Below are 13,286 nucleotides of genomic sequence, written 5' to 3'. Positions count from 1 at the left end.
AAAATGGTTTTGCGTATTAATTTTTTTGATGAAAATAATTTATGTCGTCGCATTTCAACCATTTCTCGATAACAACGCCTTTCTTGGTTACATACCGAAATTTAACATACCCACCCTCGGGGTCTCCGAGAGTCTTTACTTTGTCGCCAGCTATTAAGTATGCCTTCCCCCTTCCTTGAGGAGATGGTTGATCATATAAATACGCACGCTCAGCGACGACAAAGTCGTTTTCCGTTGCTTGATCGGCCGCCACCTTCCAGGAAGGAGGTATTTTTTTGACTAGAGATATCAAGTCATTCTTTTCATTCTCTCCAACCCTAGAGAAGTAGGCACGATCATTTTTTTTGATAATCTTATTGTTCTCGATAAAATTAATGGCGCCACCCTCATCAACGACATAGATGGTATCGTAACAATACGGATCTTTTTCTTCGTTTGATGGCTTTTTGTCTAGCAATAGAAATACACTCCGGCCGATCATTTTTTTATCTGCCGGCTTGCACATTGAATGTGACGCCATAATATCAGGCACCATTGGATTCAGATTTTGCGAGAAGAATGAACGAGGGAAATAACGCCCGGCCTCCAGTCCAATCACCACTCCATCATGGTTGACAAACCAGTTATTGTTGTTTTGCTCGGAACAATTGCATGAGCATGACACCAACGTCCAATCGCTTTTTTTGTTCCAAGACATTTGGATTGGTGAATTTGGGCACAGATTTTTTGCTTCGCTCATGTCATTGGTGACGGCCGTTGTGCACTCATCTCCGGGTCCACACTTAACTGAACCGTCTTTCTCAGTGGCCATTACATCTGCGGCACCGGAAGCTATGGCAATGGCAAGTAGCAGCCTCAGCGAAATCACTTTACAATCCGCAAACATTTCTTTCTGCCTTTCCATTAAGAAGTTTGAAGTTTACGTTATCTCTTGGCCTAGGTTTTTCGTGCTTGACTGGTGCATGTGGATATGGCTTTTGTTGAATGATCCCCATGCGACGACTGGTACAATCAAAAACGGAGCTGGGATTGGCTACCTTTGCTCTCTCTTGGACTGCTATTTTTAATAAGTCAATCTGTGTTGCAGGTTTTTCCGTGGCCGTGCGCTCCCGAATCTGCTGTGAGGCCTTACTTAAATCACCCTGTTGAACGCACAAATCATACAGAGCGCAGTAAGTAACCAGTTGCACTGATTCCATCAAATCAGAACGAAGCCCGCGCAGAAATTTCAAGCAACCCAAAACGTATTGGTGATATTTTGCAGCCTCATGAATTTGAATCGCCTGAAATTTTTCGTTGTCACCGATCGCTTTAAATGTTTTCACCCAGTTAGCTTTGTTACTATTTTGCTGCGCGATTGCCCAATTTTTTTGGGCCACAGAGTCGCCGCTATTTATGGCATTCCAAATTGCTTGGTAATTTGTGCCAGGGGCAAATGCGGCTTCAAAGGCCTGAGGGTCGACGTCGTGCATTTCTTTTAGAATCGGCCCGAGTGTATTCATGCCGAAATTCCACTGAATCAATCCGAAAGACATGCCCATGCCATCAAAATTATCTGCGCACTTCCCAAAACTTGGATCTCCGTTCTCAAAACCTGCCGTGATAAATAATGCAATCTTTTGGGCTTCGATTAATGGAATGCAGTCCCCGCCTTCACACGTGAAATTGCCAATCAACCCAATCGGATGGAAATGCCATGGCTTCGGCTCTTTCGGAAGAATCTTCGAATCAATACACTGAACATCTTCCCACCACTGAAGCTTCTTGATCCGCTCCATCTCGTTCTGCCATTTCCATGGCACGAGCTTCATATGAGGCGTGATGTCCTCCCACTTCCCCATATTGCCGCCCCATTCGCTTTCACTTTTCACGACTATGTGCGAAATCGCTTCGGCTAACCATGGCGTCTTCTGCGCATCCGCCAATTCCGCGGCAGTAACCTTGCCATCGTGATTGACATCAATGGCTTTTTCGAGCTTCTGGATGAGCTCACTGGTGGCCAATGCATCAGCACTCGGCTTGAAGTTATCCTGATCCTCTCCCATGGCCAGTTCAGCGACGAACAGGTAACGCTTGAACATATCAACCATCGTGGTCGAACTGTTGTCGACGAGCTCGAACCCCGGCCAGTCCCACTGGCTACACAGCTGCACTTTGAGATGGTCCCGTTCACGCACCCAGCCTTGACGCGTTCCACCGTCCTTCGTGCCGACCGTCACGTTCCACCAGCGTTTCGTTTTTCCGCTCGCTTCCTTGTCTTCTCGTGCCAAGCTTTGCGGTCCCTGCTTGTCAAGATCGACCACCCGAAATATGACCCGGAAGTCCGTTGGGGGCCCGTCTGCTTGGCTAACCTTTAGCGGAAAGTCTTTCCAGCCCTTGACAGGCGCCTTCGTCATTTGATTGACAAGACCTAGGGTGCTGTCGATCCAGAACGGGATACCGGTCGGCGTCTCGATTGATTCAGGCTTTTCCGCTGGCTTTGCCTTGTGCTTCTTCCCCTTGCCAGCCGGAGCAGCAGGCTCCGGTTGCACGGCAGGAATTTTTACGGTCTTGGGCTGTACCTTGACCCATCGCGATTTCGGATCGCTGATGGGTACGAGCTTCAAATCCGTCTGCTCAAGGGTGTAATCTGGATCAGGCGCTTTCGTCACGAGTTTTGCACCTGCCAGAACTTCCAGAAAAGGCTTGTCCATATTCGGATCCGCCGCCGACAATTCCTTCGCGCGCGCCTGACTCTTGGCGATGAACGCTGGAAGATCGGGGCCCGCAAAAACTTCGAGGTGCAGCAACGGTCGGGTGGGCAACGGCGGTGTGGGTTTCGCTTCCCTGTATCGCTGGTATTGTCCGATATGCGCAACAACGTCTCCCGCCTTGACAGGGTACGGCTTCTTGAGCACGACCACCTGATCGACGGGGCCAGACTGGGGAATCGGCTCGAGCTCCGAAACGAAAACGTAACCCCACTTCAGTTGCACGTCGGGCGGCTGACCAACGACTGGGCCCACCGGATCACCTTTAATGATCTTCGTGATTTTTGCCCAGCCCTTGCGCCCACCGCTATCAGCCTCATTCACAGTGAGTTCCGTGCCCTCGGGTAGCAAACCGAGGAGCTTGGCGTTCGGAGTAATGCGAACCCGCACACCTGAGACAGGCTCCGGCAGCGCATCATCTGGGCCTCGTTGCTGCGGCGACGAATCGTCATCGGGCGCACTCGGATCGATCGGCTTCGGTTTCGGAAGGTCCTGTTTGTTCGGTTTCAATGCTCGATACGAGCGGTCAGCTTCCCAGTACGGAAGAGGCTTGAGTTGCGGCGCCTTGGTGTCCGCACTCTCCGTTTTGGGCTGATCGAGCGCGGCTTTATACGTTTTCCAGTCGAGCGTATGCATGTACAGACTGAAGAACGTCAGCGTTTCACCGGGTGGCGGACCGGAGGACGCGGGAGCTGGTGTCGGGGCTGGCGGCGGAGGCGTTGCATTGCCCCCTGAGGCGGGTGATCCGGCGGGTGCATTTGCGGGGGCGGGTGCTGGTTGCGTCTTTATCGGTGCGGGTGGCAATTGCAATGTATGGCGGATCAACACGAAGCCCCGCGAGTACAACGCATGACGCTGGTCCTGGTAGGTCAGCGTGGGGTATTCGTTGTCGAGTCGGTAAGCGACAACCTCGCCCGTGGCGATCGCGCGTACGCCTTCGTCCTGTTTCAGGGCCTCACCTGTTTTCTGCCCGAAGTGAATGCCGCCGTGCCAGATGCCGCTAGCTCCCAGTGGATAAAATCCATCCTCCGCAGTCGCAAGCACCTTCATGTAGGTCATGGGGTCTGCGGCATCGGACGCTGCACCTTCCTTGGTAGCAGGCGAAAATGGATAGCTCCATGCAAGAGGCGTGTACGCGGGTTTGGCGTCCGGCTCAGGCGTCTTGGGAGGTTGTTTTTTAGGAGGGTGCTTATCCGTCATGGCAATTGAAATCGTAAGTCGTTATCGTGCTTCAGGAACGGGGCATCTCGATCAACCAGAGAAATCGTCGGCGTAACCACCATGCTTCGAAATCGGCGTGCCGTTCAGCGGATCACGCAACGTCATGGTCGACGCACCGGGCTTGTCCCACGACGCGCATTTTTCGAGAATCTGGCCCGACGTCCCGTTCTCGATCATGTCAGGCGTGATCTTGATATACGATCCACCGACATTAAGAATCAGTTCCTTCTCTGCGCGCAGAATCATCCGTCCCGATGCACTCTCGATCTTGACGTCCTGCTGCGCCAGCATCGTCAACGCATCGTTCTGAGCCTGAATTTCGATAGGGCCTTTGGTCGCGAAAATTTTGATCCCGAGGTTTTGAGCGTACAGGCTGATCTTGCTCATCACGCTCGCGAGCAGCGACTTCCCGGCTGCGAGATTGACATTTTTCCCCGCTACCAAGTTGACCTGTTGATTCGCCGACGCGTGAATCGATTGCTGGCTGGATAGGCCGACACCTGCCGGGCTCGACAGCAGCAACGCCGGTTTCGCAAAGCCACTGGCATTCCCCGTTCCACCGCCAGCCGTGCGGCCACCTTTGGTGACGCCCGGAACGTTGCCCTGCGTCATCTCAGTAAAGGCCTTCATCGCATCGCTGCCGTCCTGCAGGCTTTCGGCCCGATTCGTTTCGCTCGCCTGCGAGACCGTCTCTAATACTGCCTCCGAAGCTGCGAGCTGATCGGTCGCGGCCGATACGTTCATTGGCTGTACCGCTGCCGGGTGAGTCGAGATCGACAGGCCTTGTACCGCCCGAATCGCTCCATGCGCCTCCGACTTGAGATCAAAGCCACTGCCAACGAACGAGCCGCGCGTGTTATCGGACTGTTCGATCAGATAGCCGAGATGCAGGTGAGAACTGTAGCTCGACGAGTAAAGTTGAGCCCGGTTCTGCCCGCTCGAGTCGTCCATGACAAGCTGGTTGAAGCCGTCGCCACCATACTCGCGAGAGCGGAAACCAGACAGCAGGCCGTGCGTATGCCATACCGGCATCGTCGCGCCCCCGTGCAGTCGCGAGATGATCACCGGTCGGTCGCAATCGCCATTTACGAATCCTAGAAGCACTTGGTCATCTTTGCGCAACGGGAAATAGCCGCCGCGCCTAGCGCCCGCGTCCGGCATCGCCGCGCGAATCCACGACGTAGACTTCGTATTGCGATCCTTTCGACTGTTCGACGTCCGGACCCGCACACGATTGCCGTCGTCTGTGACGATTTCCTCGTCACTATCGGTTACGACAATTGCCGTCTGCAAATGCATTTCCGGCTTCTCATGCTCGAATGGGCTGCGAAATGGCGTCTTGCGAAGTTGCGCTTCGATCTCGACGTGAAAAAATCCGGTACCGCCATCGCGGTGGCTCACGGTCGTACCAGTTCCGGCCACCTTGACCTGTTCGATCGCGCTGCGCAGGCTGCGCGGGAATCGCGTGAGCGCATCCATGCCGGGCAAGTTATTTTGGATCAGCCAGTCGCTCGCGATGATCGACAGCTCGCGTTCCTCTTCCGGCAATGCATCGAAGAGGGGATGTCCCGACACCTTGAACCAGTAGCCTGGCAATGCATAGCGGGGACTGCCGATCGCGAAATAGCGTTTTGCTCGCGAAGCCCATTCCTCGGTGCGAATGCGGGCCTGTTGTTGTCCAGCATCAGATTCGGCCCACGTCTGTGAGCCGGTATAGAGATACTCTTCGCCCTGACCAGGTAACTCCTCCAAGTCGGCCGCTGGCGTGCTCGCCTGTTTATCGAGGTCAGGTCGCTTGTAGTCGGCGGTCCCGAGCGTCAGCGTCGCACTTTGGGCGTCCTGCTGTTCGCTCAACTGGGTAAGTCCGTCGAAATCCTCGTCGGTACCCGCGTGGCTGAACTTCATCTCCGAATTCGGTAACGATGGCCCAAAATAGAGGTCGTCCATCATGACGACCTTGTGCGATTTGCCATCCTTCGCGAAATCGAATCGCGGAAACACGCCGACCTCTTCCAGACTCCGGTGGACAAAATTCCAGTCGGTTTCCCACTGCACACGGTGCGAATACGAGCGCATCGCCGCGCGTAGCTCCTGACCATAGTTGCCGGAAGCCTGCGGATGTTTTTCGAAGACGTCGGTGAGAATCTGCCAGCCGCTGGCTTCCTGCCAGTCGCGCCGATCGCTGCTGAGCTTGAGGAAGCTTAACCACGAAGAGAACTGAAGCTGAAAATACGAGACGGTTCCATCGTTTCCAAGGCGGCGAGCCCGCTGCACATAGCCATGGATCGGCAGATAGCCTCCGTCAGTCTGCCGAATCCAGAGCGTGACGGGTTGCAGCATCAGAGCGTTGAGCTTGATCTTGTCGCCCATGACGGATGAGGCGTCAACGGTCACCTCGAAATTGCGCCCAAGCCGCGCGTTGATCTTGACGTACAGCGGCGTGAGCCAGTCGTCACCAACCGGCGTGTCAAGTTTGACGATGCGGTCGAACTGCGCATAGCCTCCGCGCAGCACCTTCAGCAAGACTTCCCCGCTCATGCGGTCACCCCGTTTTGTACAGAACGCGTCCGACCGTAACTAGACATCAAAACGCCGGGACTGCGTATGTGTTACATGAAAATTACAAATAACAAACATAAATATTAAATTCAGCCTTCACGCAGAGGCCGCAGTCGACCTAAAGTGTGATTGCGGAAGATGCCTCCAAAGATCATACCAAAGTCCGCTCGCCACGATAAAGGCGCCGTGACGATTCTTGACTGTCTTCTTGACGCTATCCGCCGAAACTCATCGCAGATTCGAATTACCGACCTTCACACCAGCACAACCAAAATCAGCGCCCGCCGACCTGTCGATCGTCGAGTCGTCAACCACTCAGTGCGTCATTTACTACGAGAAATCAGAGTGGTTGACGGGCCCGCTTCACGAGCCATCTACATCGCGCCCCAGTAAAAATACAAGGCGCTATCAGCACCCTATTCCGACAATAAATTATGTAGTCTTCTCCACGATTTTGTGGCTCGTAGAGTAGGGGCAGCCTCGACAATTTCATCCAGTAGCTCCCGCAATCCCATAGGGGGATAGCTAGGTGCCTGTTCGATGATTCTGTCTATCAAGAAAAGCACCTGCTTTGGCCATCTTCTGGAGAGTGACAGATTTTCTGTCATCTTTTCTCGCAAGCCATAAAGCACCACGTCCGGATGCTCAATTGGGGTAAGGTAGTCTCGCACAGCCTCTACAACCTTATTGAAGAGATTGGGTAGATCCTGAGCCATACGAATCATGCTTTCCGTGATAGCACTAGACTGCAATACGACTTCCTGTGGCCAAGTCGATACAAAAAATGACTTACCAAATGTTTCCCACGCTGACTGATCCACCACGATTCGACCAACCATCCATAATGCAGACTGCCGCCCCAAATCACTGATCTCCTGTAGAATGCGACGGCATTCTACAGCATTAATATATCGCCTATCGTTAGCCCACCAATATCTGGCGACGATCAACATATGTACCGCATTCCTTTCCAGCTCCTCATCTGACAACAGACTTTTGGATTCCGAGAAAAGCGCTACAAAATCACTCTTCAACAAATGAAAGAGCGCAGCCGAAGGCACATTTGCCTCCCAAATTAAACCTGCCCATACTGCGTTCGACAATGTGTTCTTGCGAGAGAAAAGTTGAAGTATTCGGCGCTTTACCCATCGGCTGTCCACATAAAAGAGGAAGTTCAATCGTCGGCCAACCAAGGTAGCCGCATGATGCGCCCCGTCACCAGGGGATGTAAGCGCTCGGCAGATTCTTTCAAGCAGTTCAGCATCGAGCCCCTCATTTAATTGGTAGCTCTTCTCCCCCAAAGTAGAAAACAACGTCTCAACCATACGACCTACCGGTGCATTTATGGCAAAATCCATCGACCTCGAAAAAGATTTCACCTCCCCACCCTGCCTTATCTCATGAATAGCACTTTCCGTTGCCCTACCCCCCATCGCAATAATCTTATCGAATACCCTGTCCCATAGACTCCAGAAGACATTTTCTCGATAAGAAAACAAGCGAGGCAAGTATTTTTCAATCCATGATGTAGCCTCAAAGCGAATTCTAAAAAATAAATCTTCTTGAGCGTCAGCAAGCTTGTACGCACAAATCAGAAGTGCTTTTCTCGGCGCGGCATCCGGCCAATTGGAAAGCAACTGTTTCCAAAGAAATACACTATGGTCGCCCCCTGGTTCATACACCGAAAGAGCTCTGAGTGCTCTGACTGGCCGCGCCGACGCAAGTCCAGCGAACGGTGCGTGTTCGACAAAATCTGAATTGTCATGTCGTGACAATTTAAGAGCTTGCGGGACAATTTCGGCCAATGGCAGGTGCAGCAAATTCTCTGGGTCCGTCTTTCGCTGAACCCAGCCGCTTCTACCATCCCAATCGTGGTCGGCAGCCTTCTCAGCATCCTCACTCCAACCCGGCCTTCTCCGGATAGCACTGAGAATATTTACGGCTGATCGCGATAACTCGCAGCCATTCCGTTCGAGCCATCCTAGAGAAGTACCGGCATCAAAAATAACTCTCTGCTCATAGTCCTCAGACGCCTCCCCCTCATACGGTTGCCGACCGTCGATGAACCTCTGCTCTATGCGCCTTCGGATCTCAGGTCGAACATCACACCATCGATCTCTGAGCAACAGAAGCACTTCCCGCCGCATATATGCATTCCAGAACACCTCATCAGATAACCCATTAAGCCCCTGCTCAACACACTCGCCATCAAATACGATGCGATTCCGCCAAAAATGTAATTTCAGTTTGTCAAAAAAATACCTATCTGATTTAGGCCATTTCACCACCTCATCACGTGCGTCTTCCGGATAAAGATCGCACAAGCGTTGAAACAATTCAACCGCCCAGAAGAAATCCGCCTCGACACCTTCACGATGACGGATATGCCCTCCCGGTCTTGCATCAGGTTCAATTGCAGGCAACCTAAAATAACTTAACGATCCGATGATTTCGTTCAGAAGGTCTATTGAACGGAGCAATATTCGCCGAACAATCTGAAAAACAGCAAGCACGAGATGGTCCGGGACGTTAATGTCGGCTCCATGTCGCTGCGCGGTTACAACTTCAAATCGAACAAGCCTCTCCATATCAACCGATTCATCTATCGGAGGCGGTACGGATGGGCGGGTGGCAGACATAGCCTTCACTGAAAGCCGTGGCTGCGCGATTTTTTCAAGCTTGCGAAGTACGGAAGTAGACCAGCCCTCGGTACGAATTCGATCAGCAAGCCTATACCATGAAAACTCCCTTACATCTTCCGGCAACTCAGCGAACGACTCGGACATGAGCGCCCAAATATGTCTAGATTCGCCTTCAAATGCTGAAACGGCTCCATTGCGCCCATTCAATCGACGATCCACAGCCTCCAAGAGCGATGAATGTAGACTCCGCTGCCGCGCGGCCCACCAAATAGCGGCAGGTTGTTCTGCGACTCGCTCAAACCAACGGACCAGCCACCAGAGACGCTTCGAATCCACGGTACCGGGAGAGGATCGCATCCCAGCGAGGCGCATGTAGTTCTGACCATCGTCATCAGTGGCCAATGTTCCGATCAGATCGACACCGCCTACGTCCGTAGACCGGCCATTCGCTGGAGGACGAGGTGGATCATCATCCAGTCCAAACTCTACGTGCGGATTGATCTCTGCTGCATCATTCGACCAGCCATTCTTTTCTGGACGTCCATATCGCGAGAATTTATCAAAAACACACAGCCATTCCGCTGGAGGTGGGGGCTCAGCGTCAGCAAACGCTTTCGCGCCTTCTCGAGTTTCGACCAACGCAACAACCTGACCACGCTGATGTGGAAGCAACGACCGTGGCGATGTGTGCGCATGCGCGAGAACACTTGCAGTCCACGAGTCCTTGTTGATTGCTCGAACAGACCAAGCTTCGAGCGTTGTCCATAAGTCATCAAACTGCCGAAAGGCTATACCGGTTACACCCAATTCGTGCCACTTCGCGCGCACGGTCTCCGGCTCCCCTCGGTCGAACGCATAAATTGTGCGCAATTTCGCGGAATTGCTTGCGGACAAACCTTCGAGGAGATAACGAACCGGGGGATCACTTGCTGAGTATCCCAATAGCACAACCACCCGCTGCTCAAGCAACTGACGCATAAATGTCGTCGCCCAGCCGTCTGCAAGATACGCACGGCCGAAGTCGGCCGAACTCAGCACGAGATTCTGACCATCGTCGCTCTGCTGCCGCAGACGGCCGTGAAGATAAACAATCCCCGTCGGCACCTCCATGGCTGTCATCGGTGGCAGCAACGGTGGTGTCCACCGACGCAGCTGTCTATTCGCCCGCTCAAACATCAGATCGAAGTTTGTCGTCACTACGAGCGGAGTACCGGAAGCATCAGCAGAGAGACGGAGGATAGCTTCATGCTTAGTCGGATTTGCTGCCTTTGGTATCTTCAATAGCCAATTGACCTCCCGCTCGACCCTCGGACGGGAATACTCTCTATGAAGAAGGCCAAATACTTGATCCAACGGCGGCGCCAGGTCCGGGTCGTTTTTCTCCATTGCAGGCGCCATGAGCTTGCCAATTTTTGACGCTGGGGAAACACCCAGACGCGTCATGACGCACTTCGTGAGTTTGAAAAAACTCGGTAAGCCAACTGGCATAGAAACACCAGCGCCACAAAAAAATACTACTTCGCCTTTATCCCTGAGGCTTAGCAGCTCATTTGGGATCGACGGCCCGTCAGGTAGGAACCTCAGTTTAGTCTCCGTTTGGTCAAAAACGACATCGAACAAAGCCTGATATCGAATGCCGTAGCCTACCGCAACTCGCAGAGTCAACGGGAGCAGCACGCATAAACACCAGCGCGCACGCCATTCATAAATATGGATCACTTGGGTACACCGTAACGAGCCAGTGGTGCGGGGATCGGGGCGTGGATCAATGGGGTCAACCGTCAAATTGAGCTATGTTATAATTGATCCATATACCCTAATGATCCACACAAAGCCATGCGCAAGCTCTACTACGGACGGATTTCCACCACGGACGGCCAGTCCTCGGCGAGCCAGTACGATGACGCCAAAGCCCACGGTGTCCAAGACAAGGACGTTTTCATTGACGAGGGCGTGAGCGGCTACCACGTCGCCCCTGACGCGCGGGAGCAGTGGCGCAAAGCGGAACTCGATCTGCGGCATGGCGGCGTTCTCGTCGTGCGCTGGCTCGACCGGATCAGTCGCCGCTATGACGAACTACATCGGACGATGCGCCGGCTAATGGACCTCGGCGTTCGGGTCGAATGCACGCTCAACGGAATGGCTTTTGACGGGACAGCCAAAGACCCCATCGAGAAAGCGACGCGAGATGCAGTGTTGGCATTTATGGCCGCTCAGGGCGAAGCGGACTACCGCAACCGGGCAGAGATGCAGCGCCGCGGTGTCGCGATCGCGAAGGCGGAAGGGAAATACAAGGGGCGCGCGCGATCCCACGACTACGCAGCCATCAAGGCATGGCGCGCTGAAAGCGGCGCGAGCATTCGGGAGACTGCCGAGCAGTTCGGTGTGGGAACGGCTACCGTAAAGCGAGCATGCGCAGAGCACCTGCTGTCCTGACCGGTAGCCAATCGCAAATATCAATGTGGCTGGCAATCAACAAGTCCGACCGCAGTTGTCTACCACGCTCACACCAGCAACCGGCCCGGTAACTTACCGGACGATTAATTACCGAATCGAGGATACCGCCACGTTACGGAATTCGTTGGTGAGTGAGCGCTAGCCGGAAACATCGGCCGCAACTACGAACTGCGATCGCGGCCGAGAGACAATAACCGAATGGGGAACCGACCGTTAGCGAGACGACCTCAAGTCGGTTTGGAGCAGCAGCAGTTCTTGCAGTGGCGGGGCATGCGCGAAAACGCGGGCACGCATGGGCGAGAGCCGTAGCATGCTACGGCCCTCGCTAGTACAATGAGTGCCTACAGTCGAAATGCAACTTTCACTGTAGGCGATTGGGTCTTCTGATGGTCACTTTCGTCACCGGTCCTTTCCGCTTGATCAGGCCGACAAGCTCGGCTGTCCGTGCTGGACATAGTTGCACTGAAGGGCTGGACGGTCGCACGTCTGGCCCTTCGCCTTTCCCCTCGATCACTGTTTTGCCTGCGCTAGCGTTTGGATGAACGCGCACAGACGATCTGCCTCGTCCTTCGTCATATCAATCGGGATAACAATCTGAGCCAAATGGCCCGGCCGGAGCGGAAACGGCAGCGCTAGGTTCGCGCCCGTTGACGTGCCGCCGATGGTCTTCGGGACAGAGTGGTCAACCTCGCCCCTAGTTTGATCTGGATTGGTCGTCGCGGCTGGCGTTTCCGCCGCTTGGTTCGGTTTGACCGTAGCCTTTTTTCTCTGCTCTGGCTTGTCGTTCTTACCATTGGGCAACCCACGCGAGGGCGCCTTGTAGTTGGTGGGGTCGGTCTTGTAGCTGACGAATTGCTGGATTACAGCCGTCACCCGCTTTTCATACGTCTTCAGCGATTCAGGGGACAAATCGCCCGGATGCAAATTGTTGTACCTCAATACCTGAGATTTGACATCGATCTGTCGAACGTCTTCGTCATCGGGGATGTCGACGAGCAGTTTCTTGACCGCTGCTTTCCAACTGTTGCCCGTGTTCACGTTCACCCAGCCCTTGCTGGTGATCATGTCAACGAACTGCAAGAGACCTGATTTTGTAATGGCTTCCATCTGGATTCCCCACATTAGATGGGATGGATATCTAGGATTGTACAGGCTATCTAGATTTTTTTGGAGGGATTTTCCAGTGCTGTGCCGAACGGCTAGATGGGCATCGGTGAGATAAGGCAGGCCGTCAAAACAGACAACACCTGTTGTGCCGCGCGCAAAAATGGCGTTAGTGTCGAGCATGGGTTGCTGGAGCCAGGAATCTCGAGCCGCGCTGAGGCATCAATCAACGGGGATTTTTGACCGTAGGGACGCGATCGTCGACTCCGTCGGTGCGGATTAGGGTCGGAGCCGAGCGGAGCGTCAAACCGGGGCCGTCACGCGAACAACGGCTAACCGGGTTGTCGACGGCTTCCTTGCGAGCGCGTGCTGTTGGCGGTACAGTTTGCGCTTGCTGAGCCACCTGCGGAATGCAGCAGTATTCCAGAGGTGGCTGAGTGGCAGAAAGCAGGGGACTGATACTCCCCAAACCGCGCAAACGGTTCACGGGTTCGAATCCCGTCCTCTCCGCAAAGCCCCCGTCCGCAAGGCGGGGGCTTTTACGGTTTACCAC

6 protein-coding genes and 1 tRNA gene are annotated in these 13,286 nt (G+C 53.8%); 2 read left to right on the top strand and 5 right to left on the bottom strand.

Going from position 1 to position 13,286, the window contains the following annotated elements:
- Positions 1-16: 16 nt before the first annotated feature.
- From CFB50_RS38570 to CFB50_RS06910, 4 genes are all read right to left on the bottom strand, one after another.
- Positions 17-904 carry a hypothetical protein gene (locus tag CFB50_RS38570; RefSeq protein WP_144020635.1) on the bottom strand — a complete coding sequence of 296 codons (888 nt, stop codon included), beginning with the start codon at positions 902-904 and terminating at the stop codon, positions 17-19.
- A complete protein-coding gene (locus CFB50_RS06920) occupies positions 870-3,950 on the bottom strand; it encodes a lytic transglycosylase domain-containing protein (protein WP_179254154.1) in 3,081 nt (1,026 codons plus the stop codon). The genes CFB50_RS38570 and CFB50_RS06920 overlap by 35 nt, the downstream gene beginning before the upstream one ends.
- A 51-nt stretch (positions 3,951-4,001) precedes the next feature.
- Entirely contained in the window at positions 4,002-6,509 is a 2,508-nt protein-coding gene (locus CFB50_RS06915; protein ID WP_089445342.1) for a type VI secretion system Vgr family protein, read from the bottom strand.
- 437 nt (positions 6,510-6,946) lie between these two features.
- The gene (locus CFB50_RS06910; RefSeq protein WP_179254153.1) at positions 6,947-10,615 is read right to left on the bottom strand and encodes an SIR2 family protein; all 3,669 of its coding nucleotides are present in this window, start codon (positions 10,613-10,615) and stop codon (positions 6,947-6,949) included.
- A gap of 393 nt (positions 10,616-11,008) precedes the next feature.
- Here CFB50_RS06910 and CFB50_RS06905 point away from each other — a divergent pair, with 393 nt between their 5' ends.
- Positions 11,009-11,608, top strand: a complete 600-nt coding sequence (locus CFB50_RS06905) for a recombinase family protein (protein ID WP_089445341.1) — start codon at positions 11,009-11,011, stop codon at positions 11,606-11,608.
- Positions 11,609-12,139: 531 nt separating this feature from the next.
- On the opposite strand, the gene CFB50_RS06900 is transcribed toward CFB50_RS06905, so the two are convergent.
- Positions 12,140-12,916, bottom strand: coding sequence for a hypothetical protein (locus CFB50_RS06900; RefSeq protein ID WP_144020633.1), 777 nt, complete (start codon positions 12,914-12,916; stop codon positions 12,140-12,142).
- Between the two features lie 242 nt (positions 12,917-13,158).
- Here CFB50_RS06900 and CFB50_RS06895 point away from each other — a divergent pair.
- Positions 13,159-13,243 (top strand) — tRNA-Ile (locus CFB50_RS06895).
- The last annotated feature ends 43 nt before the right edge of the window (positions 13,244-13,286 follow it).

Source organism: Burkholderia sp. AU33423 (genome assembly GCF_002223135.1).
GTDB classification, from domain to species: domain Bacteria; phylum Pseudomonadota; class Gammaproteobacteria; order Burkholderiales; family Burkholderiaceae; genus Burkholderia; species Burkholderia lata_D.
The sequence above is the reverse complement of the archived record's forward strand: the minus strand, read 5'-3'. Positions and strand labels throughout refer to the sequence as shown.

Excerpts from the sequence above, each read along its gene's own strand:
- CFB50_RS38570 (WP_144020635.1), bottom strand. The coding sequence starts at position 904 with ATGGAAAGGCAGAAAGAAATGTTTGCGGATTGTAAAGTGATTTCGCTG.
- CFB50_RS06900 (WP_144020633.1), bottom strand. The coding sequence starts at position 12,916 with ATGCTCGACACTAACGCCATTTTTGCGCGCGGCACAACAGGTGTTGTC.
- CFB50_RS06910 (WP_179254153.1), bottom strand. The coding sequence starts at position 10,615 with ATGACGCGTCTGGGTGTTTCCCCAGCGTCAAAAATTGGCAAGCTCATG.
- CFB50_RS06920 (WP_179254154.1), bottom strand. The coding sequence starts at position 3,950 with ATGACGGATAAGCACCCTCCTAAAAAACAACCTCCCAAGACGCCTGAG.
- CFB50_RS06905 (WP_089445341.1), top strand. The coding sequence starts at position 11,009 with ATGCGCAAGCTCTACTACGGACGGATTTCCACCACGGACGGCCAGTCC.
- CFB50_RS06915 (WP_089445342.1), bottom strand. The coding sequence starts at position 6,509 with ATGAGCGGGGAAGTCTTGCTGAAGGTGCTGCGCGGAGGCTATGCGCAG.